This is a genomic window from Francisella adeliensis (genome assembly GCF_003290445.1).
In the GTDB taxonomy this organism is placed as follows: Bacteria; Pseudomonadota; Gammaproteobacteria; order Francisellales; family Francisellaceae; genus Francisella; species Francisella adeliensis.
Map to the genome: position 1 here is coordinate 1,799,506 of NZ_CP021781.1, position 25,647 is coordinate 1,825,152.

The window sequence follows — 25,647 nt, forward strand, 5'->3', positions numbered from 1 at the left end:
ATAGTCAATTAGTAACACTACAACTATATGTCGTAATTAATATTTCCCGGTTGTGATTGCGTTCTCAATCTCTTGCAAACTTTTACCCGTAGTCCTAGGCATAAAACGATATATAAAATAACTAAATCCAAAAGTGAAAAAACTGCAAAGGAAAAAGATATTAGCATAACCGATAACATCAATAACCGGCAGAAAGATTGATGTTGTAGCAAAAGATATAATACTATTTAAAAACAACATTAGTGGTAGCCCAAAGCTTCTAATATTTGTAGGTATTAACTCAGGGATTATTACCCAATTGTAAGACCCAATCCCAACAGCAAAAGATAAAATGTAGAGTATTAACAACCCTAAAAGTATATATGCTTTTATTTGTGAATCCGGCACTAGTAAAAATAATACTCCTATCATCACAAGCACCAAAGTCATAGCAATATTTGTAAGATAAATCACAACCTTTCTCTCAAGTCTATCCGCGATAAAAAATGCAACGATTGAACCACCGAACAAGCAAGTACTCATAATGCTACTGCTTAATACCGCAAGTTGATTAGACCCTGCACCAGTATTTTTAAATATCAAAGATGAATATTCTAAAATACTATTAATCCCTGTTAGCTGAAAGAAAATCACTATCATAGCTACAATAATCAAATGCTTACTATATTTTTTCTTAAACTTAGAATCATCTCCCAAGCCTTGATCATTTTCTAAATTTAATTGGGCATAAACTTTATTAGCTTCAGCAACACCATTTCTTTTAGCTAACCAAACAGGTGACTCCACTAAAACAAACGCTCCGAAAAATATCACTAGCCCTGGAATTATTCCAAGTAAAAACATAGCTCTCCAATCACTCTCAGAAGCATAGTAAACACCAACATAATTGGCTGATAATATCCCAAAAGTAAGAAATAACTGAAAAGCTGTAAGTGCGCGACCTCGAACTGACTTTGACATCGTCTCAGATAAATACAAAGGAACTACCACAGATATAAGACCTACTGCTACTCCTTGCAAAAGCCTTGAAAATAAAATCTCAATATAGCTGTCTATAAAACCAACTAACAAGAGTGAAAAAATAAATAGCACACTTGTGAAAATTATAGCTTTTTTCCTGCCTAAAATATCTGCCACCATACCTGCTATCAAAATAGCAAATGCGCTACCAAAGAAAACGGCTCCGCCTAACAGCGATAGTTGAGAACTATTCATTGGGATATCTTCTTTTATGAAGAGCAAAGCTCCATTGATTATGCCAAAATCATACCCATATATCATGCCTCCCATTGCAGCAAAAAATATTATAAGAACTACTTTGATATTATTCACAATTCAGAAAATTTGAGACATCTAAGTCAATATCTAAATACCACCAATTATCATTAGCGAAATCTTTACATTTAATAGCATCTTTGTAGGTCATTATTACTCTATCATCAACCTCTATGTCTGAGAAATCTTTTTCCTCGTACTTGTGATGATCTTTAAAAATTTTTTCATGATGAATATTTATACCTAAGCCATCAAGACTAGTAAAAAACTTATCCGGATTACCTATACCAGCCACGGCTGTAACTGACTTACCATAAAAGTTATCAATAGCTAAAGTCTCTTTTGAAAGTAAGTTTACAAACTCAAGTGATTTAATTTTTGTTTGAGTTATTTTTTGATTATAAGATTTTAGAAAATCCTTATCTGAGCCTTCTAATTCGCCAATCACAACGACTTGATCTACTTGCTTTAATCTCTCAACAGGCTCTCTAAGCGGTCCAGCGGGTATACAGAGCTGGTTTCCAAACATCCTTGTTGCGTCAACCACACAATACTCATAATCTCTACCAAGCTTATAATGCTGTAGGCCATCATCAGATATTATCACATCAGTATCTGGGTATTTTTTTTCTATCAACTTTACAGACTCTACTCTTTTGGGTCCAATAACTATCGGAACTTCACCTCTCATAGCATCATAAAGCATTGCAGGTTCATCACCGCATTCACTAGGCTTAGTATTTACACTAACGACAAAAGGATAATTTTCTGACTTCGCACCATAACCACGACTTATAATTGCTACTTTTTTACCTTGCACTAAATATTGCTCTGCTAACTTGCGGACTACTGGGGTTTTTCCAGTACCGCCTACAGATATATTACCAACTATTATAACTGGAATATGTGACTTATATTGTTCAAGGAGTTGCTTAGTTTTGCGTCTTTGAGCAATTTTTGAAAAAATAAAGGATATAGGAAATAACAAAAAACTTATAAGATTAATACTTCGGCTATACCACGTTTTATCTAACATGCTAATCTAAACCAGACTGATAAAGTCTGTAGTAAGCACCACCTTTTTCCAAAAGTTCAGCATGAGTACCACTTTCAATAATACGACCAGCATCCATAACCACAATTTTATCAGCTTTTTCAACTGTAGTTAGTCTATGTGCTACTACTAAAGTTGTGCGCGAGGTTGTTAAGTTCTCTAGCGCTTGCTGAACTACTTTTTCAGACTCATTATCTAACGCACTTGTAGCTTCATCAAATATCAGCACCGGAGCATTTTTAAGTAATGCTCTAGCAATAGAGATTCTTTGTCTTTGACCACCAGATAATTTAGAGCCATTATTACCAATACCTGTATGCATACCTTCTGGTAAATTTTTTACAAACTCATAAGCATTTGCTCTTTCTAAAGCATCTACAACTTCAGCTTCTGTAACATCGCGAGCCAAACCAAATGAAACATTATTGTAAACAGTATCATCAAATAGATGTACGTTCTGAGATACCATAGACAAATGTGAACGTAGATTTGCTAATGATAATTCACGAGTGTCCTCACCATCAAGGGTAATTTGTCCTTTGCTTTGAGTATAAAACCTTGATAAAACACTCGTAAGCGTAGTTTTACCACTTCCCGACTTACCAACGAAAGCAACTGTTTGTCCAGCCTTAATGTCCACAGACACATCATCCAACACTTTTTGGTTTCCAAAAGAAAAATCCACACCTTTAATTTTGATATTTCCTTTCACATTATGAAGCTCTTTTCTACCAGTTTCTTTTTCTGCAGGGTAGTCTAATATATAAAAAATATCTTCAGTGGCTGCTACAGCCTTTTGGATAACAACATTTACTTTAGTTAGGTTTTTAATCGGCTTTAAAATAGCCGCTGCTGCTGCAAAAAATGATGCAAAAGAACCTGCTGTAAGCCATGATGATCCACCACCTTCATTCGTGCCGAAAATAGCTATTGTAAAAAGTGACAAAGCTAAAACTAAAGATGCTATTATTTGGATAATTGGAGAAGTTAAAGCATCTAGTGCTATTGTCCTAATTTGCTGAGAATATGTATAATCTAAGCTTTTATGAAATCTCTCACTTTGTTTACGCTGTGCTCCAAAAACTCTTATTTCCTTATAGTTCCTAAGGGTCTCTTCAGCCGTATGAGTTACATTACCCATAGAAGATTGTGTATTTCTACTTAAAGATCTAAATTTTTTGTTTATTAATGTTATAAAAACACCTAACAATGGTCCTATTAGAATTAGAAGTAATGATAATTGCCAGCTAGACACTACCATCACAACTATCAAACCAATCACAAATGTACCATCCTGCACAACTGTAATTATTGCTGTAGAAGTTGCCTCTGTAACTTGATCAACATTATATAAAAGCCTAGAAATAATTTGTCCAGATGAATGCTTGTCAAAGAAGCTTGCTGGTAAATCCATAAATCTCTTATAAATATCTTTTCTGAACTTGTAAACAACTTTCTGACCAAGTGAACCAATGAAGTATTGAGATAAAAATGAGCCAACAGCCCTAAGTGTAAGCAATCCAACCATACCAACGCCCATCAACATTAGTATACTTGCACTTTGTTTAGTTATATCACCACTTGAACCAAAACCATAATTAAGTATAGGGTTTATAAGGTATATCATCGAAGCATCTGCTGCTGAGAAAAATATACTACCAACAGCAGCTAAAGCCAAAAAGTGCCATAAATGTTTTACTTGAGAAAGTAATCTTTTATATAAAGAACTAACCTTTTCATGATTAGTCATTTGCCCACTAAGGTTATTAGAACCACTATCTTTCATATCGATTTTATCAATTAAATTTGCCATATTTTTAGTAAGAAGACCCTTTTCAATAAATCTGATTTTATAGTCACATGGTTAGCAATTATACACTTTTTTCTGATAACATAAAGAAAGGCTTAATATCTTAAAAAACTTTTTAACTAATGCAGATTTACTTAGTTGGTGGTGCTGTTAGAGATGAACTTTTAGATCTAAAACCTAAAGACAGAGATTGGGTTGTAGTTGGTGCAACTGATGATGACATGCTAAAACTTGGCTATAAACCAATTTTTTCTAGTTTTCCTGTTTTTATAAACCCAAAAACTAAAGAAGAATATGCTCTAGCTAGAACAGAAAGAAAATTTTCTAATGGCTATCATGGTTTTGAAACGAACTCTGACGCAAATGTAACCCTAAAACAAGATTTAGAAAGGCGTGACTTAACACTCAATTCAATCGCTAAAACTACCGATGGTGATATCATTGATCCATTCAATGGCCAACAAGACATTGAAAACCGTATACTTCGCCACACCTCACTTGCATTCAAAGAAGATCCTTTAAGAGTTATCCGCCTTGCTAGGTTTAAGGCTCAATTATCTGATTTTCATTTCACTATAGCTCCTGAAACCATAGAGCTTGTAAGCAAAATGCTTTCATCTAATGAGTTGAACCATCTTACTAAAGAACGACTTCACTTAGAATTTATAAAATCATTGAAAGATCCTGCTATATTCTTTAAGTGCCTAGCAAGATTAAAAGTTCTACCAGCTGTCTTTCCTTACATATATAAAAATATCGATTTATTACATAGCAGTATTTTTTTCCAAAATGATGACTATAAAAAGCTCTCAACAGATGAGAAAACAGCTTTCACATTCTATAACTTTCCTATAGAGAATCTTAAAAATATAAGAGATGAACTTAATCTAACCAAAAATCAGTATAAATTGTTATTAGCTAGCGCAAGCATATACCAAATAATAACAACTAATATACCGACACCACAAATACTACAGCTAATAAAATCTGCAAATATTCTGCGTAACCAACAGCTTTATATAGCAGCAATTAAAATCATACAAAAATCTCCCATTGAGAGTAATCATCTAATGAAATTAGCTACCCTAAAAAACTCTATAGATGAAATATTAAGCTTCGATTTAAGCCCGCTTGCTAAATCAACCCCAGCAAATCAACTAAAAACAACCATAGAAAAACTGCAAACAGATACTATAAACAAGTATATAAAAGTATGATACAATGGGGAAAACTCTTATGCAGTATATATCAATAACAAATGAAAAAATTAGCTAGCTTAATACTACCAATAAACATACTAGTCTGTGTTGGTGCAATAGCAGTAATAATATTTACCATCGCATTTTTAGGCTGGAAACCCTGTCCTATGTGCTTACTACAACAATTCTGTGTAATTATAATTCTTTTTCTTAGCATACTAGGAGTTATAAAAAAAAGTCCATCTAGCTTTCATATAGTAGTCAAGACTTTTGTTATACTAGCAATCCTTTATGGTATTTATATTGCCGGTGATCAGGTTTATATTCAGTATTTTCAGGCAGTCCCTATTCATGGAACTATAGCATCATGTGATATTAGCAGTCCATTTTTGATACAGGCTACTAAAAGTATAACTGGCTCCGTACAGAGTTGTACATCCATCTCAGAAGAAGTAAAAGGTGTGAGCCTTGCTATTTATAGTTTAGTGTTCTTTATATTTATGTTGCTTATAAATACATCAGCACTTTTTGTTAACATCCTAAAAAAGAAGTAAATCTTATGAACTTAGAAAAAATCAAAAAACAACTTACAAGCCTAAATGACAAGATACACTCAAGTAAAAAAAACTATCTAATATTCATAGTTATTACTATTGCAGTTGCATGGTTTGCACTTGGTAAACTAGGTATTTCAATAGCTATTGTATACTTTATTTTTCAAACTAAATTTGTAAAAAAACAACTCCCTAAATTCAAAAACAAGAATTTTGCTTCTATTGCCGTTATAGTCGCGACGCTTGCTTTGTTTGGATGTATTTTTGGTTTTGCTCAATTTATACAATCAATGATTTCACATGGTATGGCTTCTTATGTACCTCAACCTGTAGCGGTAACATCATCAGAGGTAGTAAAAACAGACTGGAAACAAACCATAAACACAATTGGTGAAGCTCAATCAATTCAGTCTACAGAAATATCTTCTCAATCTGGCGGTATCGTTAGTGAAATACACTTTAAAGGTGGACAGATAGTAAAAAAAGGTGATTTACTATTTAAGCTAGACACTAGCCAACTAAAAGCAAACCTTGAAGAAGCCCTATCAAAATTAAAACTTGCTAAACTAACAAATGATCGTTACAACAAACTTGCAGGACAAAGAGCAACATCAAAAGAATCTGCAGATAAAGCAAACTCAGAATATCTATCAGCTCTTGCACAAGTGCAAAACATCGAATCACAAATAGGATTTAAAGAAGTCAGAGCTCCTTTTGATGGTAAGATAGGTATTCGAAACATTAGTTTAGGAGAATATTTCAATAATGGCGATAGTGCTGCAACCTTAACTATGCTTGATCCTATTTTCATAACATTTGCCGTACCGCAAAATAAAGTTAGTCAAATAGAAGTCGGACAAAATATAGATTTCTACTCTGATTCTATGCCAGACAAAAAATTTACTGCAAAAATTACTGCAATTAACTCTTTCATCAACAGTTCAAATAGATCTATAACTGTTCAAGCTACTTATAAAAACCCTGATCGTGTAATAGTTCCAGGAATGTTTCTAACAGTACATGTAAGTTTACCTGATGTTAAAAACTCTATAGTAATACCTAGAAATGCTATCTCATATAGCTTGTATGGTCAATCTGTATATACTCTAACCCCTGAAATGGAGGATGGTAAGCCTAAAAAAGCTTCTTACACTTCAACAGAATCTGGCAGTATGAAAACTGTAAATACAGACAAAACTCTTTATAAAGTTGGCGAGGAAAATGTAGATGTTTTAGAAACAAGAAATAATCTAGCTCTTGTAAAAGGTCTAAAAGAAGGTCTAACAATCATAACTTCTGGTCAAAATAAAGTACATAAAGGTATGAATGCTGTAGTTAACAATAGTGTGAAAATTGATAACAACATATACACACAAGGACCTCAATAATGAAGTTAATTGATATATTCATTAGAAGACCCGTTCTAGCTTTATCAATAAGTTTTATGATTATAGTTGTTGGGGTTGGATCATTTTTTGGGCTACAAATTAGACAATACCCATATATTGATAGTGCTACAATCACAGTAACCACAACATATCCAGGTGCTAATCCAGCTACAATCCAAGCATTTGTCACAAGACCTATAGAATCATCTGTTGGCTCATCTAAAGGTATTGACTACATGACTTCTTCTTCTGCTTTAGGAGCAAGTACTATCACGGTATTTGTAAAGCTTGGCTACAATACAAATGATGTCTTATCTGAAGTTGTTCAAAATGTAAATGCTGTACTAAATCAGCTGCCTGCAGATGCTTACTCTCCTTCAATAAGAATGAATCCTGCAGATAACTTCCCATCATTAATACTAGCATTTACTAGTAAATCAATGAACACCTCTGAAATATCAGCATATATTAACTCTGAACTAACTCCAAAGCTTTTAGCTAAAGGTGGTCTATCATCTATTGATGTGTGGGGTAATAAACCTTACGCTATGCGAGTTTACCCTAACAAACAAAAAATGGCCGAATATGCTATTACACCAAGCGAATTAGCTACAGCTATAGGGTCTAACAGTTTGATAGCTGCTGGTGGTCAGATTCAAGGTCCTTACCTAAACTATACTCTTAACCCAGGAACAAGTATGTCAACGGCACAAGAGTATGAAAATTTAATTGTCAAAAAATCTGACAACCAAGTAATTCGCCTAAAAGATATAGCAAAAGTTGAGCTAGGTGCTCAAGACTATGATTCATCGGTAATTTTTGACGGTAAAAATGCTGTACTTGCTGGAGCTGTTGTATCTCCTGAAGATAACCCTCTGACTGTGGTAGCTAGTTTAATAGATGAATTACCAAGCATTAAAGCTTCATTACCTAATGGCTTAGATGTTAATATCGCTTATAACCAGACGTTATATATAGAAAGCTCTATTGAGGAGGTTATTCACACTTTAGGTGAGGCAATCATTATTGTTTCTATTGTGATGTTCTTATTCTTAGGGTCCCTAAGAGCAATTGTAGTTCCAGTTATTGCAATACCTTTGTCTATAATCGGCTCATTCTTCTTTATGAAAATCATGGGATTCTCGATTAACCTGCTAACTCTTCTATCAATGATCTTAGCAATAGGTCTTGTTGTTGATGATGCTATTGTTGTACTTGAAAACATTTACCGGCATATTGAGGAGGGTATGGAGCCTTTTGCCGCCTCAATTAAAGGGGCTAGAGAGATTGCTAACCCTGTAATCTTAATGACGCTAACTCTAGTTGTTGTATACGCTCCTATTGGTATGATGGGAGGCTTTACAGGTCAACTCTTTACTGAGTTCGCTTATTCATTAGCAGGTGCGGTAATTATATCAGGTATTGTAGCATACACTCTATCCCCAATGATGTGTTCTAAGATGCTCAACAGACAAATGATGGATACTAAACTTGTTCATTTTATTGACAAACTTTTTACCGCTCTAACAGCAAAATATACAGCTTTACTAAAATTTGTACTTGAAATAAAACCAGCTATTGCAGTTATGGGCCTCATAGTTCTAATAAGCTGCTTTATAATGGGTATGGGTGTAAAGTCTGAGCTTGCTCCAAACGAAGACCAAGGTTTCTTGGGTGTAATGGGACAAGCGCCGTCTTCAGCAAACATTAATTATCTTGAAACTTTTGGAAAACCTCTTGCTAGCACTCTTGATACTATACCAGGCAAACAAAGTACATTTATTCTAAACGGAGTAATGGGTTCGAATGTTATTTTTGGTGGGTTTATAATGAAGTCTTGGGATGATAGAAAAATCTCTCAATCTAAAGCTGCAAAACTGCTTCAAGCTAAAGTTACAGATTTACCAGGTATTCAAACATATACTTATGAAACACCTTCTCTTCCTGGGATACCTCGTGGTGCACCAATGTCTCTTGTTATTCAAAGTGTTAATGACTATGAAGCTATCAACGAAACCACAAATAAGCTGATAGATAAAATGATGAGCAGTGGTATGTTTGTTTTCGCTCAAAGTGATCTTAAGTTTGACAACCCAGTTGTTGATATTGACATAGATAGAGAAAAAGCAGGTATTTTAGGCATAACTATGGCAGATATAGCTAAAACACTACAATACTCTTATGCTGGTGGTTATATTAACTTCTTTTTCCTGAAGGGATACAGTTTCCAAGTGATTCCACAATTAGCACGTAATGAAATGCTTACTCAAGAGCAGCTAGGAAATATATTTATCCGCTCTGATGGACAAGGTAATCAAATGACATCAAAAGACCTTGTTGGTGATTTGTTTAATTCTGAGCTACCCTTATCTGCTTTAGTTAACTTTAAAACTGAAGGGCAACCATTGATACTAAATACTTTCCAACAGCTAAACTCTGCAACAATATCTGCAGTTATGGCTCCTGGATTCAGTCAGGGTCAGGCAATTGACTATGTTAAAAACCTAGCCCAAAATGAACTTACAGAAGGTTTTTCATATAACTTCTCAGGCTCTGCGCGTCAAACTGTTGAAAACGGTAATACAATGATGATTGCCTTTGCTTTTGCAATAGTCTTGATTTTCTTGGCGCTATCAGCACAGTTTGAAAGCTTTAGAGATTCGTTGGTGATTTTAGTTACAATTCCTATGGCTATATGTGGAGCATTGATTCCTTTATATCTAGGACAATATATGGGTGCAAGTTGGGCATCATTAAATATCTATACTCAGCTAGGACTTGTAACCCTCATTGGTCTAATATCCAAGCAAGGTATCATGGTTGTAGAGTTTGCTAACCATTTACAATCACATGAAGGTTTAAATAAGTACGATGCAATTGTCAAATCATCATCTCAAAGGCTAAGACCTATTCTTATGACAGTTTCAGCGATGGTGGTGGGTGTTATTCCACTAGTAACATCATCCGGTGCTGGTGCTGTAAGCAGAAACTGTATTGGTGTAGTTATCTCAAGTGGATTGGTTATTGGTGCTATATTCTCATTATTTGTACTGCCAGTTGTTTATATGTATCTTGCCGAAGACAAATCTAAAGCTGTTGCTTTAGATAAAAAGCAACAAAAAGCTATTGATGAATTAACCTAACAATTTCTCTTTTCTACCCAATACATTCTATATTTAAAGCAAGGTTGATTAATAGTTCCCAAATGACTTTCCTTGACATTACCTCCTGTAGCTTATAGATTAATCACACTATTTCTTTAAACGATTTCAAGATGCCTGATCAGTCTTATCTACCAAACAAAAAAAGCTTAATAATCCTTGCCTGGGCTATATGCTTAGTTGTTACTCTAAATTATAGTTATGATTTCTTTATCCGTGCTGCTCCAGGTGTAATGTCTGATGGACTAATGAAAACGTTTAAAATAGATCACGCTCAAATAGGATGGTTATCTTCAGCGTATTTTATATCTTATACGGTGATGCAAATACCCGCTGGCATTTTTCTTGATAAATATAATAGAAAGTGGGTAATTTCTATCGCTACTCTTCTTTGTGTCTGTGGTAATTTTTTATTCTCCGCAACAGATCATTACTGGGTTTCTGTGCTTGGAAGAGTGCTTATGGGTGTAGGTTCAGCTTTTGGGTTTATCGGTGCTGCAAAAATGGCAGCTATGTGGCTCCCTAAAAGGTTTTTTGCTAGTTTTATGAGTTTCACAACAATGATAGGAATTCTTGGAGGGTTATTTACAGACACTGTTCTTTCATATCTCGTAGGGCATCTTGGTTGGCGTGAAGGTAATGGGCTTTTTACATATATTGGTGTAGGAATCATTGTTTTAATTTTACTAGTTGTTAAAGATAATGAAAAATTTATTGAATACCATAAGAAAAACAGTGCGCCAAAGCTTGTTGATAGTCTTCACACAACATTTAAAATGTTTACAAACTCAAAATTTTGGGCGGCAGCATTTATCGGCAGTGCCCTTTTCTTACCTATAAATGTTTTAGGCTCGCTATGTGTAGATGCTCGCAATCATAAACGCCAATGCTCATTCTCATTTTCACTTTTTTTGCTCTGAAAATGTGAGAATATAAATTCACGAATGCTCGCAAAATGTGAGAATGAAAAGATGCAATGCTCGAATTAAGTGAGAATAAGCAGGTCAATAATTATCTATAGCGTCATGAACTAGCTTATAATATCCATCTTTACCTTCATAAAAATTAGGTAAGATACCTCTATCATCAGAAGGAGTAAATTTATCAATTTTTTCTAAGAGAGATTTATACCGACCTCTTTCATTAAGTTTATATCGAGCTTCTCTTACCCAGTCCAATTCCAAACCTTCTATTTTTTCAAACTCTTGTCTTTTATCTGGAGTAACTCTTGTATTAAAAATTATTTTAGCAGATGTTGTCATACTTATATTATCTAGTGATAAATGCATTGGAACTCTATTTGAGGATCTTACAATCGGTAATATTCTGAGAATGCATTTAAATATTTCTAACAATTTAGCATCTTTTGGATAATCATAGTTATCAATACAATTATTTAGATAATTAATAACACTATTTATACATTTTCCTTTCCGATCACTATGCTTAAACTTTTTAGCTTTATAAAAAGCAGAAGAACTTTTGTACCATTGAACATTATAGAAATGATCATTAGCTGTTAAATTAATAAAAAAATTTCGTAAGCTAGTTAGTTTCTGTTGCGGTTGAATATTAAATTCTAAACTTCTTCTAACACTACTAAATCTACGACCTCTAGCAAATGAATCTCTTCGATTTGCTAATTTTTGCTTTTGTATCTCATAGCACTCATTAAATATTTCTATATATTTATCATCTATTGTAGATATTGGAGATGAAGAGCTTATTATAATATGTTGATTTATATATTCTATTTTACCATTATAAAAATCATTAACACTATAAAGTTCTGCATGATGAAGATGGTTATTATAATTTTCTAGCTTTGATGCTTTATATATCCATGGATCAATTATGACAGCATTGCTTAAATCATTTTTACTAGCTAAATCTTTAAAACTATTTGTATACTTCTTCCAACTTCTAGATCTTAAATGAAAAAGATCATGACTGCAATGGGCTAGCACAAATACATGTTTAGGTGTACCCATTAAAGATAAATAAAAAGTATCTGTTTTAATCTTTTCTAATCCCTTTGCTATATATAGACATGCTAATGATAAATTGTCACACACTCCTGTTTTATTTTGTAAAAAAACTTTTCCGATTTCTTCTGGCGTGTATGCTAAATTCTGATTATTTAAAGCGAATACTTTTTTAATCATATTTTTATAAATACTTGTTCTATTTAGCCCATCAAACAATTGTCCTTCTTCATCCATATTAAATGAGTATTTAATCTGAGACCTAACAGTATCAACAAGAGCAGCGCCAATAGCCAATAATTTATCTGAACTTATCATCTTCTTAAAACCTTATCTTGAAAGACTCTAATTTCTGCCTGATATTTAAGCTTGACTCCTTGGGTAGCTTATTATCAAAAAACAGTTTAATTTCTTTCTTTGTTGTATTTAATAAATCACATAAGATATCTTCATAATAACCATTACGTGCGAGATTCGATTGAATTGATTTAATATCTGAATATAGAGTATCTTTAGCAATATCTAAACTTATTTTAGACTCGCCTATCTCATAAGTTGATAAAATAGCTTTCTCTAAATAAAATTCAATCTGTAAAGGAGTCAAAAGCTCTGTAGCTAAATAGCTAATTGCTTCTTTATCGATAACTTGTTCTAATTTTGTATTATTATTTAATCTTATAGATATCCAGTTTTTTATTAGAGTTTCATTATCATCTTTATTTGGCTCTAATATTGTACTTTTAACTCTAGCACTTATTTCTTCCATGGATGCTGAGAATAATGTTCCACTAAGCTTTGGATGTCCCGCTAATAAAATGCTTAGTTGATAACCATTCTGTGTTACTGTTTCAACTAGTCTTTTTAAAGAGACTAATGTTTGATTATGTAGATCATGTGCTTCATCTATTATTAGTACCACAGGCTTATTATGTTTTTGAAATAGCTTAATAAGCTCCCTTTCTCTTTTCTCAGGAGTAGTAGGAATCTTAAAATCTTTTTCATTAGTATTAAGATCATAAAATAAAGCAGTAAACAATGCTGCTATCTTAAGTCTCTTTTTATCTGTAGATAATGATCTTGAGATTATAATATTACCGTCTTTTTTAAGATCAGATTGTAACTTATTCAGTAAAGTGGTTTTCCCTGATCCAACTAATCCTATTAATGCATATATCCCACTATTTGATATTAGGAATCGTAAGTTCTTATATGCTTTTTTATGTGATTCTAAATCTACATACTTTTTATTCAAATCATATAGGTAATTTAAGTTTAGATGTTTATAAGCTTCTACATACATTAGGCATTATCCTCACTATATAGTTTAAGCTGTACATAGTTGTCAATTTCTCTAATAATAGCTGTTTTATCTAAAGTGCTCATAAGTAAATTATTGGTAAATAAAAGATAATCACTATCCATTTCAGCTAATGGACAACCAATATGGCTAGATATAAACTTCTTAGCTTCTATTTTATTACTGAAACTTTCTGAATCACTATAAGGCTTAACAATAAAATTGTTTTTAGTGTTATCAACATCTTGTGACATTATCTTACTAGATACATTTATGCTTTGGGCTATAGCCTCTATTTCATCTACTTGCTTTTCTAAGGATGTTTTTTTAGGTCTAGAATAGTCTCCGAAAGAAATAATATTTCCTGAAGGATGAAATGGTCCAAATGCTTTATTCTTGTACTCAATATATATTTTCTTATCTAACACTCCGTGTAATACTGTTACTCTTTTATTATAAAGTTCGCCATCAAGTTGATAGCTTATACCACCTAAAGTAATAGTAGCATTACTATTGACTGTTCTAGTCTCAGGTGTTCTTATTAATTTAGCAAACTGTGTCTCATCACATATCTCTAATAAAGTATTATTTTCTAAACTATCTTTCCATACTTTTATCTTTGATAGATTTATAGAGCGATGTTTAGTTTTGTTATATTCTAATGTGTAATTAGCCAACCATTCGTTAGCTTCATCTATATCTTTAGGTCTATTTAAAAAGTACATAGGCTCTAAATCATTTTTAAGTGTTCTATTAAATCTTTCAACTTTACCTTTTGAACGAGCTGTAGTACGCCTACCATCACTTCCTCTAGGTAAATGTGTTAGTAAAGTAATACCTAAGCACTTTAGTACTCTTTGAAACACTTTGCTTCTAGCAAATGCTCCATTATCAGTATAAATATAAGAAGGTATACCTTGTAGCTGAGAAGAATTATTTTTACCCTTCATAGCATCAAATAATACTTTAAGAGCAGTTAATGCATCTTCACCATCTGCTTCTACATATCTACTAAAAGCAACACCACTCTTATCATCAACAATGTTAGCTATATATAAATCCTTTGAATCCTGATTTATTCTTTTTAAATTTGATACTGAAAAATCAAATTGCCAACACTCATTACTATATGTTGATTCAAATCTAGATACTACAGGCTCAACATTTTTAATTGTTGAATAATCAAGCTCAAACTTTTTAAGGTATTTATCAACCGTACTTCTTTTTAATAAATCTTTAGCTACTTTAATATGTTCACCATTTAAAGAAACTCCTTCAGTTTCTAAAATAGATATACATTTCCTTGTAAATATATTATTTCTTTGATTAGATGTTTTTAACTTAAGAGCAGATATTATTTTGCAGTATTTGGTAAGGTTTGATTTGTGTATAGCTCTAGTACTACCTGAATCTGACCTTACTTTATCTACATATTTATATTTAGACAATTGTCTATACACTGATGCTATAGATATACCATAATAGGAAGCATACTCTTTAATGAGTAATTTTCTTTGGTGATCTCGTTTAGGAAACTTATTTAAAGAGTTCCATAAACAAATCAATTGCTCATCAGGTATTTTCTTGTACATAAATTATCAAAAACGACCATTTTTAAGAGAAAAACATTTTGATAACTTCATATATGTTAAAACCCTCTCAAAAATATTTCTTGAAACTAATGGCTAAAATGTTAACATTTTTATGAGTTTTAAGAAATAATATTTTTATGTTAGTTGGATACTACCAAAGATCAAAATTTAGAGTCACAAATAAATATCCTAGAGCAAAATGGTTGCCAAAGAATCTTTCAAGAAAAAGTAAGCTCTACTAAAACTAATCGTGAAGAGCTTAATAACGCACTTAATTTTGTAGTATGGAAATTAGACCGCATAGGCAGAAGTGTAAAACAGCTAGTAGCATTTGTAGAGGATCTACATAGTAAAAACATAGGTTTTAAAAGTATTTCAGGTAATATTGATACATCAACCTTCAGGTAAATTTTTCTTTCATATTATGGCTTCACTTGCTCAAATGGGAAGAGAGCTAATTGTTGAACGAACCCAGGCTGGCTTACAAGCTGCTAGATTAAAAGGTAGAAAAGGTGGTAGACCTAGAAAAATGACCAAACGAAAAATTGAGTCTGCTAAAAAATTACTGATTGATGGGGTTTCACCTAAAGATGTTGCTGAAGATTTAGGTATATCTGTCCCTACTCTTTACAGATGGATACCAGCATCAGAAATTCATTAAATTCAATTTGCTCTCATTCTCACTTTTTGTAGCAAAAAATGGCCTGTGAGAATGAGCATTCGTATTTATGATTGCAAGCAACTATAGCTATGGGGTGTTGGACTTATACAAACTAAATTTGGTCTTTCAGAAACTAACGCTGCCTACATAAACAGCATCCTTTTTGTCGGTACTGCTATAGGCTTTGGGACAGCTGCGATTATAAGTGCTTTTACTACAAGATATAGACTATTATTCACTATAAGCTTAATCAGTATGATTATTATAAGTATAGTCTTGATATATATACCTATCAGCCAAGATTTGTTTATTATTTTGTATTTCTTACTTGGCCTAATGTCTGGTACAGAAGCCATTACATTCACCGTTGGCAGAGCAATATCACCACCAGGTACATCAGGGGCATCAACAGCCGGTCTAAATATGATAAACAACATCATACCTGTAATATTGTTACCTGGAATTGGTTATTTACTAATTAATCTAGGAACCCAAATAGGCCCTCATACATACTCTATAGATAGCTACCATAAAGCGTTAGCCATTATAGTTGCTATACTTGTAATTTGCCTACCAATGAACCTACTTTTACCAAAAAATATTAGATTATAAATCTGACTATATCTGGTTTATCAAAAAATAATGAAAGAGCATATAGTTTAATTATCCTTGATACTAAAAGCATACTTCACTGCCTTTTAACTAAATAGATAGTATTTGTTTTCTCTAGCACTTGTTTAAGGATAGCTATGTTTATAGATTCCTTAATGACATCTATTCGCTTACCAAACTTTACAGGATAACTTATGCATTTTTACTACATATTTGACAGTGGCTATCTTTAACAAGGACATATTTGTTCAAGCTAATTTTATTAGCATCATAACAAACTAGCTCAGAATTATTATTTTTATTCAAAATATTATTTATCAATAAATTTATCGCTGTCAGAGATGATTGTGAAGGAAGGTATCCTAAGACTCCAGTATTGGAGCAAGAAATTAAATCTGCTGCTCTTATACCAGGATAAACACATGATAAACATGGTGATTTGTTATCTAAGTTAAATAATCCAACTTGGTAAGATGCTTCTAGTACACTTACGCTTAACAAAGGTACTCTATATTGTAAAGACAGCTTATTTAATAAAAACTTAGTTTCGAAATTATCACTTCCATCTAATATATAATCATATGAGCTAATACTAAATTCTTTTTCATTTAAAGAAGTTATTTTTTTATTAAAAGCCTCAATGACTACATTATCATTAAGCTCTCGTAATCTCTGGTATGCTACAGTAACTTTAGACTGTCCTACATTATCTGTATGATACAATATTTGCCTAGGCAAGTTGGATAACTCAATATCATCATTATCAACAATTCCAAGCTTACCAACACCCATACTAGTTAAAAAAAGTGCTGCTGGCGAACCAACCCCACCTACTCCAATCAATAAAACTGCAGTACCTTTTAACTTTTGCTGAGCACTAATGCCAAAACTTTCAAGAGAAGTTTGTTTACTATAACGTCTAATCTCACTAGCTGATAATTTGGACAAATCACTCATTATGCTAAACCTTAATTCATAAGAATTTTTATATTATTGATCACAGTTACAGGGTTATCTGCTAATGTAACCAATGAAACAACTGCAATTCCATTAACTCCTGTGCGAGCTATCTCAGTTATATGAGACTCTTTTATACCACCAATTGCTACTAAGGGTAAATCCACTAGTTTTTGCCACTCACTAATTCTATTAATACCTTGAGCTGAAAATTTCATCTTTTTAGTTTTAGTTGGGAATATTGGTCCTAAAGCAATATAACTAGGGTTTAAGCTAGAAGCTATGGAAAGTTCATAATAATCGTGCGTACTTAACCCTAAAGCAATATTTTCACTAGCAATTTGATCTAACACATCACTACCACACTCATGTATTTTCACAATATCCTCATGTCCAAGATGCACACCAAAAGCCCCATATTCAATTGCTAAATTATAATAATCATTTATAAACAACTGGAGGTTATATTGATTTTGATACTCAATAGCCTGTATTACTTCATTTCTAATATCTTCTTGAGGTATATTTTTAATTCTTAACTGAATAGTTTTAATACCTTGCTTAGCCAAAAAAAGCACCCAATCACTACTATCAACAACAGGGTATAGATCTATTTTATTGATCTTCTTAAAGCTCAAATCCCTCAAATTCAGATATGTCTTGGGAAAAGTATTACTATCAGCTGGGAAACCTGAATTTTTCAAAAATAATGAACCTTTCTTACTTAACTTTTCGGCATGTTTAATTGCTGAACTAATATATGCTTTAGCTAGTACAATACTATTATTAGTATCATAACCTTTTACTAAAAATGCACCCATAGCTGCAGATAACGTGCAACCACTACCATGAGTATCAGAATTATTTAAAAACCTATTTACACTTAACCACAATACTTGGTTACGTTTATAGTTAAAATAACAGTCTACTGCTTTATTACCTTTATTATGCCCACCTTTCAAAAGAACATTTTTAATACCATAAAGTTCACTGATTTTTTTTGCCATATTTAACATCTGTGACAAAGTTATCGTTTTAGTTATTTTTAAAGATAATAACATTTGGGCTTCTTGTAGATTAGGTGTAAAGATATCGACCCTCAATAGTAACTCTTTTTTAATAGCATCCAGCACTTCAGTACACATCAACATATCACCTGAGGTTGCTACCATAACAGGGTCACATATATATACAATATCTCTACGATGCTTAAGTAACTTAGCAAGTTCTAAAACTTGTTCCACAGTAGCTAACATACCACTTTTAATAACTTTAATACTAAAGTCATCTTTTAAAGCACTTAATTGGGCAGCAAACATATTATCTGAAACACTCTCCACTTCATACACTTTATGAGCATTTTGGGCAGTTATAGCAGTTATCACATTTAAAGCATGGACACCTAGATTACAACAAACCTGGGTATCTCTTTGTATTCCAGCTCCACTGCAACTATCTGAACCTGCAATAGTCAATAAAACATCTTGCATACTTATTATATTCCTTATTTTGATAGTCAAAATTTATAAACTAAATTCCCTAAACCTGCCAAAATGGAGTTTCAAGCAAATTAGTGGAAGGAGAACTTAAGCTTCTTTCAGGCATTCTTTGAGCTTCATAAGCTTTTTTACCAGCATCTATAGCTTGAGAAAAAGCTTTTGCCATTTTGACTGGATCTCCAGCTTGAGCTACCGCACTATTCAATAACACACCGTCGCACCCCATTTCCATAACTTGGGCAGCATCAGAAGGTACACCTAAACCTGCATCAACAATAAGCTTTATTTGAGGAAATCTTTCTCTTAAGACATTTAAAGCGTATGGGTTGATAACACCTTTACCACTACCTATGGGCGCACCCCAAGGCATAAGTACCTCGCATCCCAATTCCACTAGATAGGTTGCTACTGAAAGATCTTCAGTAGTATATGGCAAGACTTTAAAGCCTCGTAAAATCAGTTGCTCGCAAGCCTTAACTAGCTCTATGACGTTCGGCTGAAGGTTATAGTCATCTCCGATAACTTCAACTTTAATAAAATCTGTCTCAAATATTTCTCTTGCCATTTCAGCCATTTGTATAGCTTCAGCAGCTGTCTTACAACCGGCAGTATTTGGTAAAATATGGCATTTAGTTTTTTTTAAAGCTTCCCAAAAATTATTTTTATGAAAAGTTGGATGTATCGAACGTTTTAAAGATACCGTGACCATTTCTACCTGTGCAGCTTCTATTGAAGCAATCATACATTCTAAAGAAGGATACTGTGAGGTTCCTAATATAAAATTAGAGCTTAAAGCCTTATCAAATAGCTCTAACATAACTATCCTCCTTGCATTGGTAAGATGATATCAATCTGATCATTATCATTTATCTCTTTAGTGGAGTAATTCGATTTTGGTACAAAAACATTATTTATCATTACTGCATAACAGCCACTCTTATAATCATTTAAGTCTAAAATTTCTACCAAGCCTAGCTTTGTATGTTGAGTTAGATCAACAGTCTTATTATTAAATTTAATTTTCATAAATATCCTTTTTAAATTCTTCTAATAAATCATTAGCAATTTTTGGAGCAAATAAATACCCATGTCGAGATAATCCATTAATAGAAGTATTACCTATATTTCTTATGATTAATGGTTTATCATCAAAGCTAGTTGGTCTTACAGAAGTTAAAGTTTTTATAAGCCTCGCCTCAGAAAACCTTTTATCTATCACAAGTAACATAGACAATAGCTCCATTACACTTTGCACTGAAATAGGTGAGTAGTCCTCACTTAGAATACTAGTTGCACCAACATAGAAAATCCCATTTCCTCTAGGAATTAAATATAAAGGATGTCTTGGGTGAGCAAGCCTAATTACATGCTTAAGATTAATATCTTTATGTTGTACGATTAAAGCTTCCCCACGAGTACCATATAATCCACTATCTTTACTCTTTTCTATAGGGAATCCTCTACAATCATAGACATACTCATATTCACAAGTATATTCATCAATATATACTTTATTATTTTCTATTTTAGTAACCTCTTCTTTTAAAAGCCGTATATTGCTTTCTTCAGAGAAGTACTGGCTTGTAAATTTAAAAAAACTTGGAACATTTATTACGCCTTCATTAGTTATTAACAAACCTTTATTCATAAACGTGCCATTCATAAGAGATGGTTCAAGACTTGATAAATCATCAGAATTTATATTCCTAAACCTTTCTTTAATACTCTCATGTTGTTTAGTAAAAAAACTTACTCTATTTTTAATTAAATCAAACTCATTCACATCATTTTTATGTGCTAAAAAAAGCGTGTCAAACTTATCAATAATATTATGTTTTTGAACTAAATTTTCCCCACGTATAGATAACAATTCTTCCCATAGCTGTACACTATCGGCTCCTAATGTATACGTATGGATGCCACAACTTGTAACTTCCGAAACAGGAGCTAGCATACCAGCCGCTTGATAACTGCAGTTATCTTTTGCACCCAAAGAAGCCTTGTCATACAGATCTATATCCAGATGAGGAATACTCTTTGTAAAAGTTAAAGCTAAAACCCTCCCCATTACTCCTAACCCTATTATTGCTATTTTTTTCATTATATAAGCCTAGTTAACTAGCATACTCTCTCTTTATATCTTGAGAAATTTTCATAGAACAAAATTTAGGTCCACACATAGAGCAAAAGTGTGCTGCCTTATGACCTTCTTTAGGTAAAGTTTCATCATGAAATGCACGTGCTTTTTCTGGGTCTAAACTTAGATTAAATTGATCATCCCATCTAAATTCAAACCTTGCTTTAGATAATGCATTATCTCTGATCTGGGCTCCTGGTAATCCTTTAGCTAAATTAGCTGCATGTGCTGCTAACTTATACGTAACGATACCCTCTCTAACATCATCTTTATTAGGTAAACCTAAATGTTCCTTAGGAGTAACATAGCAAAGCATAGATGTGCCATACCAAGCGATCTGAGCAGCTCCAATTGCTGATGTAATATGATCATAACCAGGAGCAATATCTGTAACTAGTGGCCCTAATGTGTAAAATGGTGCCGCGAAACAATCTTGAAGTTCATACTCCATATTTTCTTTGATAAGCTGCATAGGTACATGCCCAGGGCCTTCTATCATTGTTTGGATATCATGCTTCCAAGCTATTTTTGTTAACTCGCCTAAAGTTCTTAATTCAGAAAGTTGAGCAGCATCATTAGCATCATTTATGCACCCAGGACGAAGTCCATCTCCTAATGAAAAACATACATCATAAGCCTTCATTATTTCGCAGATTTCTTCGAATTTTGTATATAAAAAATTCTCCTGATTATGATGCATACACCATTTAGCCATTATAGAACCACCTCTAGATACAATCCCTGTAATTCTTTTTGATGCTAAAGGAATAAATGCCTTACGAACACCTGCATGAATAGTAAAGTAGCTTACTCCTTGTTCAGCCTGCTCAATAAGGGTATCTCTAAATAACTCCCAAGTTAAATCTTCAGCAACACCATTAGTTTTTTCAAGAGCTTGATATATAGGCACTGTACCAACAGGAACTGGACTATTTCTTACAATCCATTCTCTAGTTTGATGAATGTGTTTACCTGTAGATAAATCCATAATAGTATCAGCACCCCATCTTGTTGCTGTAACCATTTTTTCGACTTCTTCAGATATTGATGAAGTTACTGCAGAGGTGCCCATATTTGCATTAATTTTAACAGAAAAATTTCTACCGATAATCATTGGCTCTAATTCAGGATGATTAATGTTTGCGGGGATTATAGCTCTTCCGTTAGCAACTTCATCACGAATAAACTCAGGAGTTATTTCTTTGACTATATTTGCCCCAAAGGATTGTCCAAGTTGCTGTTGATGCATAGTACTATCTAAATGAGAATTTGCTCTTTTAATATTCTCTCTAATAGCGATATACTGCATTTCAGGAGTAATCACTCCTTTCCTGGCATAATGCATTTGTGAAATATTTTTACCTTTACATGCTCGAAAAGGCATTACACTTTTTTGAAAATTCAAAGCATCATTTGATTGCTTATTACTATAGTCCGAACTAAGCTCATCAAGCTCATGTAGGTCATTGTTATTTTTGATCCATTTTAATCTATGTTTAACTAGACCCTGACTGATATCAATCTTATTATCAGCATTGGAATATTCGCCAGATGTATCATAAAGATATATATCTGGGTTATCAATTTTTACTCCATCAATATTTGTTTGAGATTGTTTTATAACCTTAAAAGGGACTTTAAGATCATCATTATCAAAAAATGAGATATATACCTTCTTAGAGTTAGAATATGGCTTAGTTAAATTATCATCTAGCCTATAGTTATGTACTGATTTGATGTTATTAAAACTCATTTGACTCTCCAATTTGTTTACTTAAATCAAGTAAAACAAGCATAAAAGAGCAAATATAGCTGAAAAAATATATAGCCGACTATTTAAGCACTCCCTACGCTAGTTTTAACTAGATCAGGTTCAAAGGGTCAGCGTATTATATACACTTCTCAGCACTTACCTTAGTGCTCCCCTGTGTTGATTTAAATAGTAGCAGTAATTATGGTGTATTACAAATTAGTTAATCAGGTAATTTTTATTTATAACCATTAACAAAAAATTATATCAAAATGCTTTATACAGAAATATTTTTAAAAGAATCTTTATTAGGTGAATAGTTTGATTATAGATCATAAAATCGTGGTGGGTGCAGAGGGGCTCGAACCCCCGACCCTCGCCTTGTAAGGGCGATGCTCTCCCAGCTGAGCTATGCACCCGATTTTAAGTCTTAATGGCGGAGAGGAAGAGATTCGAACTCTCGATAGGGTTTAACGCCTATACTCCCTTAGCAGGGGAGCGCCTTCAGCCACTCGGCCACCTCTCCATAACCATGTGAAAAACTATTATATATAGATTATAGATAGAGTCAAGTCAATCACCCCAAAATATTTTACTGTAATGCATTTCAACTTAAAATATGTCCATTCAATCCATTTGAGTATATAATAGTACCAATAGATTAAATACAAAAGAAAACCAAATACTCATGCGTAAAATTTTAGTTACTAATGCCCTTCCTTATGCTAACGGTGATCTACACCTAGGTCATATGCTTGGCTACATCCAATCTGATATTTGGGTAAGATTTCAAAAGCTACAGGGTAATGAATGTACTTTTGTTTGCGGGAGTGACACTCATGGTACTCCTATCATGCTCAAGGCAAAAAACCTAGGAATCTCACCAGAAGATTTAATAGAGAAATACTCTACAAATCACTTAAAAGATTTTTCTGATTTTGAAATAAAATTTGATAACTACCATTCGACCAACAATAACCTTAACAAGGAAATTGTCGAAGATATATATACAAAACTTAACGATAACGATCTCATAAGCACCAAGAGCATTGCTCAAGCGTACGACCCTGAAGCAAATATGTTTTTGCCTGATAGGTTTGTTAAAGGTACTTGCCCAAAGTGTAAAGCTGAGGATCAATACGGTGATAGCTGTGAAGTTTGCGGTGCCACTTATGACCCTACAGACCTTCTAAACCCAAAATCTGTGGTATCTGGTAAAGCCCCTATCCAAAAAAACTCTGAGCATTATTTCTTTGATTTACCAAAACTTGAGCAAAATATCGCTGACTGGATAGATTCAAACGATAAACTGCAGCCTGAAGTAGCTAACAAACTTAAAGAGTGGTTTGAACAGGGCTTGCAAAGCTGGGATATATCCCGCGATGCCCCTTATTTTGGTTTTGCTATACCAGGAACTGATAACAAAAAATTCTTTTATGTATGGCTTGATGCTCCTATGGGCTACATTGCTAGTATTAAAGACTATTGTGATAAAAACAACCTAAACTTTGATGATTACTGGGGCAAAAATTCTCAAGATACTGAGCTTTACCACTTTATAGGTAAAGACATCATATATTTTCATGCTCTTTTTTGGCCAGCAATACTAGAAGCTACAGGGTACAAGACTCCTACAAGTGTATTTGCAAATGGATTTCTTACTGTGAATGGCAAAAAAATGTCTAAATCTCGTGGTACATTTATCCAAGCAAGAACATTTTTAGATCATTTAGATTCTGTATATTTAAGGTACTATTTTGCCTCTCGTTTAACTTCAAAAATTGATGATATTGACTTAAACCTTGAAGAGTTTATCACTAAATCAAATTCTGATATTGTTGGTAAGGTTGTAAACATTGCTAGTCGTTGTGCTGGATTTGTTTATAAGAAATTTGATGCAACGCTATCAGATCAAATTTTCGATACTGACTTAGAAAAAGAGTTTACAGATACTCATGACGCTATAACTGAAGCTTATGAGCATAGAGAATTTGCTACAGCTATCAGGCTAATTATGGGTTTAGCAGATAAAGCTAATCAATTCATTGATTTCCATAAACCTTGGCAATTAGCAAAAGAAGAAGGACAAGAAAATAAAGTCCATCAAGTATGCTCTCAAGGTATAAATATGTTTAAAGCCTTAGTGTCTTACCTTTCACCTGTAATCCCTAGCATTGCTGAAAAGGCTGAGAAGTTTCTAAACATTGAAATAAAATCTTGGGAAGATGCATCTGTATTCTTAAAAAACCACAAGATTAATAAATTCAAACCTTTAGCTGCTCGTATAGAAAAAGAAAAAATAGATAAAATCTTAGATGAAACAAAGATTATGCTAGAAAAAGAGCAACCTCAGTCACCTAAAAAACCTGAATCAAAGTTAAACATTGCTCCTGAGTGTAATTTTGATGATTTCATGAAAGTTGATCTACGCATTGCACGAATTGCAGAAGCTTCTCTTGTGGAAGGAGCAGATAAACTTCTCAGACTGATTCTTGACTTAGATGGTGAGACAAAACAAGTGTTTGCAGGAATAAAATCTGCTTATAACCCAGAGGATTTAGTAGGTAAAAATACCGTTATGGTAGCTAATCTAGCTCCAAGAAAAATGAAGTTTGGAATGTCTGAAGGTATGATATTAGCAGCTGGTGATGGCAAAGATATATACATATTAGAACCTCATGAAGGCGCTAAGCCAGGTATGAGAGTGAAGTAGCTT

The 25,647-nt window shown here is 33.1% G+C and carries 20 protein-coding genes, 2 tRNA genes, 1 pseudogene and 1 riboswitch; of the genes and pseudogenes, 9 read left to right on the forward strand and 14 right to left on the reverse strand.

The annotated features are described in order from the left end of the window. Positions 1-36 precede the first annotated feature (36 nt). Genes CDH04_RS08600 through msbA form a run of 3 tightly spaced genes read right to left on the reverse strand, consistent with a single transcriptional unit; the run spans position 37 to position 4,142 of the window. On the reverse strand, positions 37-1,332 hold the full coding sequence (locus CDH04_RS08600) for an MFS transporter (protein WP_112870625.1): 1,296 nt from the start codon (positions 1,330-1,332) through the stop codon (positions 37-39). Continuing rightward, the gene (gene lpxK / locus CDH04_RS08605; protein ID WP_112870626.1) at positions 1,325-2,311 is read right to left on the reverse strand and encodes a tetraacyldisaccharide 4'-kinase; all 987 of its coding nucleotides are present in this window, start codon (positions 2,309-2,311) and stop codon (positions 1,325-1,327) included. The genes CDH04_RS08600 and lpxK overlap by 8 nt, the downstream gene beginning before the upstream one ends. Position 2,312: 1 nt before the next feature. Further along, a complete protein-coding gene (gene msbA, locus CDH04_RS08610) occupies positions 2,313-4,142 on the reverse strand; it encodes a lipid A export permease/ATP-binding protein MsbA (protein ID WP_112870627.1) in 1,830 nt (609 codons plus the stop codon). 119 nt (positions 4,143-4,261) lie between these two features. Here msbA and CDH04_RS08615 point away from each other — a divergent pair, with 119 nt between their 5' ends. The 5 genes from CDH04_RS08615 to CDH04_RS08635 all read left to right on the forward strand — a co-directional run bounded on the left by CDH04_RS08615 (position 4,262) and on the right by CDH04_RS08635 (position 11,361). After that, complete coding sequence (locus CDH04_RS08615; protein ID WP_112870628.1) at positions 4,262-5,356, forward strand: tRNA nucleotidyltransferase/poly(A) polymerase-related protein; 1,095 nt, start codon at positions 4,262-4,264, stop codon at positions 5,354-5,356. Between the two features lie 41 nt (positions 5,357-5,397). Further along, the gene (locus CDH04_RS08620; protein WP_112870629.1) at positions 5,398-5,892 is read left to right on the forward strand and encodes a disulfide bond formation protein B; all 495 of its coding nucleotides are present in this window, start codon (positions 5,398-5,400) and stop codon (positions 5,890-5,892) included. Between the two features lie 5 nt (positions 5,893-5,897). Beyond that, entirely contained in the window at positions 5,898-7,280 is a 1,383-nt protein-coding gene (locus CDH04_RS08625) for an efflux RND transporter periplasmic adaptor subunit (RefSeq protein WP_112870630.1), read from the forward strand. Next, complete coding sequence (locus tag CDH04_RS08630) at positions 7,280-10,423, forward strand: efflux RND transporter permease subunit (RefSeq protein WP_112870631.1); 3,144 nt, start codon at positions 7,280-7,282, stop codon at positions 10,421-10,423. The genes CDH04_RS08625 and CDH04_RS08630 overlap by 1 nt, the downstream gene beginning before the upstream one ends. Before the next feature lie 131 nt (positions 10,424-10,554). Beyond that, the gene (locus CDH04_RS08635) at positions 10,555-11,361 is read left to right on the forward strand and encodes an MFS transporter (protein ID WP_112870632.1); all 807 of its coding nucleotides are present in this window, start codon (positions 10,555-10,557) and stop codon (positions 11,359-11,361) included. A gap of 84 nt (positions 11,362-11,445) precedes the next feature. Here CDH04_RS08635 and CDH04_RS08640 read toward each other — a convergent pair whose 3' ends face one another. From CDH04_RS08640 to CDH04_RS08650, 3 genes are read right to left on the reverse strand one after another with little or no spacing between them, the layout of a single operon-like run. Beyond that, entirely contained in the window at positions 11,446-12,744 is a 1,299-nt protein-coding gene (locus tag CDH04_RS08640; RefSeq protein WP_112870633.1) for a hypothetical protein, read from the reverse strand. A gap of 4 nt (positions 12,745-12,748) precedes the next feature. Next, complete coding sequence (locus CDH04_RS08645) at positions 12,749-13,726, reverse strand: AAA family ATPase (RefSeq protein ID WP_112870634.1); 978 nt, start codon at positions 13,724-13,726, stop codon at positions 12,749-12,751. After that, positions 13,726-15,315 carry a DDE-type integrase/transposase/recombinase gene (locus CDH04_RS08650; protein ID WP_112870635.1) on the reverse strand — a complete coding sequence of 530 codons (1,590 nt, stop codon included), beginning with the start codon at positions 15,313-15,315 and terminating at the stop codon, positions 13,726-13,728. The genes CDH04_RS08645 and CDH04_RS08650 overlap by 1 nt, the downstream gene beginning before the upstream one ends. A 144-nt stretch (positions 15,316-15,459) precedes the next feature. On the opposite strand from CDH04_RS08650, the pseudogene CDH04_RS10145 reads away from it, so the two are divergent. From CDH04_RS10145 to CDH04_RS09835, 3 genes and pseudogenes are all read left to right on the forward strand, one after another. Further along, a pseudogene (locus CDH04_RS10145) lies at positions 15,460-15,763 on the forward strand (recombinase family protein); the annotation flags it as partial. After that, a complete protein-coding gene (locus CDH04_RS10150) occupies positions 15,758-15,976 on the forward strand; it encodes a helix-turn-helix domain-containing protein (RefSeq protein WP_425320037.1) in 219 nt (72 codons plus the stop codon). The pseudogene CDH04_RS10145 and the gene CDH04_RS10150, both read left to right, overlap by 6 nt. A 255-nt stretch (positions 15,977-16,231) precedes the next feature. After that, complete coding sequence (locus tag CDH04_RS09835) at positions 16,232-16,588, forward strand: hypothetical protein (protein WP_162699224.1); 357 nt, start codon at positions 16,232-16,234, stop codon at positions 16,586-16,588. Between the two features lie 192 nt (positions 16,589-16,780). Here CDH04_RS09835 and CDH04_RS08665 read toward each other — a convergent pair whose 3' ends face one another. The 8 genes from CDH04_RS08665 to CDH04_RS08700 all read right to left on the reverse strand — a co-directional run bounded on the left by CDH04_RS08665 (position 16,781) and on the right by CDH04_RS08700 (position 23,457). Continuing rightward, entirely contained in the window at positions 16,781-17,545 is a 765-nt protein-coding gene (locus tag CDH04_RS08665; protein ID WP_112870637.1) for a HesA/MoeB/ThiF family protein, read from the reverse strand. 11 nt (positions 17,546-17,556) lie between these two features. Further along, positions 17,557-19,035, reverse strand: coding sequence for a bifunctional hydroxymethylpyrimidine kinase/phosphomethylpyrimidine kinase (thiD, locus tag CDH04_RS08670; protein WP_112870638.1), 1,479 nt, complete (start codon positions 19,033-19,035; stop codon positions 17,557-17,559). Positions 19,036-19,084: 49 nt separating this feature from the next. Then, complete coding sequence (locus CDH04_RS08675; protein WP_112870639.1) at positions 19,085-19,861, reverse strand: thiazole synthase; 777 nt, start codon at positions 19,859-19,861, stop codon at positions 19,085-19,087. Between the two features lie 2 nt (positions 19,862-19,863). Then, complete coding sequence (thiS, locus tag CDH04_RS08680; protein ID WP_112870640.1) at positions 19,864-20,070, reverse strand: sulfur carrier protein ThiS; 207 nt, start codon at positions 20,068-20,070, stop codon at positions 19,864-19,866. After that, on the reverse strand, positions 20,060-21,145 hold the full coding sequence (locus CDH04_RS08685; protein WP_112870641.1) for an FAD-dependent oxidoreductase: 1,086 nt from the start codon (positions 21,143-21,145) through the stop codon (positions 20,060-20,062). Before CDH04_RS08685 ends, thiS begins: the two co-directional genes overlap by 11 nt. A gap of 13 nt (positions 21,146-21,158) precedes the next feature. Continuing rightward, a complete protein-coding gene (gene thiC, locus CDH04_RS08690; RefSeq protein WP_112870642.1) occupies positions 21,159-22,934 on the reverse strand; it encodes a phosphomethylpyrimidine synthase ThiC in 1,776 nt (591 codons plus the stop codon). A gap of 74 nt (positions 22,935-23,008) precedes the next feature. After that, positions 23,009-23,118: riboswitch (TPP riboswitch) on the reverse strand. A gap of 156 nt (positions 23,119-23,274) precedes the next feature. Beyond that, a tRNA-Val gene (locus tag CDH04_RS08695) sits at positions 23,275-23,350 on the reverse strand. A 15-nt stretch (positions 23,351-23,365) separates the two neighbouring features. Next, positions 23,366-23,457 (reverse strand) — tRNA-Ser (locus CDH04_RS08700). A gap of 162 nt (positions 23,458-23,619) precedes the next feature. Here CDH04_RS08700 and metG point away from each other — a divergent pair. Then, entirely contained in the window at positions 23,620-25,644 is a 2,025-nt protein-coding gene (gene metG / locus CDH04_RS08705) for a methionine--tRNA ligase (protein WP_112870643.1), read from the forward strand. The last annotated feature ends 3 nt before the right edge of the window (positions 25,645-25,647 follow it).

Coding starts and splice junctions, on each gene's coding strand:
- lpxK (WP_112870626.1), bottom strand. CDS start 2,311: ATGTTAGATAAAACGTGGTATAGCCGAAGTATTAATCTTATAAGTTTT.
- msbA (WP_112870627.1), bottom strand. CDS start 4,142: ATGGCAAATTTAATTGATAAAATCGATATGAAAGATAGTGGTTCTAAT.
- CDH04_RS08615 (WP_112870628.1), top strand. CDS start 4,262: ATGCAGATTTACTTAGTTGGTGGTGCTGTTAGAGATGAACTTTTAGAT.
- CDH04_RS08620 (WP_112870629.1), top strand. CDS start 5,398: ATGAAAAAATTAGCTAGCTTAATACTACCAATAAACATACTAGTCTGT.
- CDH04_RS08625 (WP_112870630.1), top strand. CDS start 5,898: ATGAACTTAGAAAAAATCAAAAAACAACTTACAAGCCTAAATGACAAG.
- CDH04_RS08630 (WP_112870631.1), top strand. CDS start 7,280: ATGAAGTTAATTGATATATTCATTAGAAGACCCGTTCTAGCTTTATCA.
- CDH04_RS08635 (WP_112870632.1), top strand. CDS start 10,555: ATGCCTGATCAGTCTTATCTACCAAACAAAAAAAGCTTAATAATCCTT.
- CDH04_RS08640 (WP_112870633.1), bottom strand. CDS start 12,744: ATGATAAGTTCAGATAAATTATTGGCTATTGGCGCTGCTCTTGTTGAT.
- CDH04_RS08645 (WP_112870634.1), bottom strand. CDS start 13,726: ATGTATGTAGAAGCTTATAAACATCTAAACTTAAATTACCTATATGAT.
- CDH04_RS08650 (WP_112870635.1), bottom strand. CDS start 15,315: ATGTACAAGAAAATACCTGATGAGCAATTGATTTGTTTATGGAACTCT.
- CDH04_RS10150 (WP_425320037.1), top strand. CDS start 15,758: ATGGGAAGAGAGCTAATTGTTGAACGAACCCAGGCTGGCTTACAAGCT.
- CDH04_RS09835 (WP_162699224.1), top strand. CDS start 16,232: ATGATTATTATAAGTATAGTCTTGATATATATACCTATCAGCCAAGAT.
- CDH04_RS08665 (WP_112870637.1), bottom strand. CDS start 17,545: ATGAGTGATTTGTCCAAATTATCAGCTAGTGAGATTAGACGTTATAGT.
- thiD (WP_112870638.1), bottom strand. CDS start 19,035: ATGCAAGATGTTTTATTGACTATTGCAGGTTCAGATAGTTGCAGTGGA.
- CDH04_RS08675 (WP_112870639.1), bottom strand. CDS start 19,861: ATGTTAGAGCTATTTGATAAGGCTTTAAGCTCTAATTTTATATTAGGA.
- thiS (WP_112870640.1), bottom strand. CDS start 20,070: ATGAAAATTAAATTTAATAATAAGACTGTTGATCTAACTCAACATACA.
- CDH04_RS08685 (WP_112870641.1), bottom strand. CDS start 21,145: ATGAAAAAAATAGCAATAATAGGGTTAGGAGTAATGGGGAGGGTTTTA.
- thiC (WP_112870642.1), bottom strand. CDS start 22,934: ATGAGTTTTAATAACATCAAATCAGTACATAACTATAGGCTAGATGAT.
- metG (WP_112870643.1), top strand. CDS start 23,620: ATGCGTAAAATTTTAGTTACTAATGCCCTTCCTTATGCTAACGGTGAT.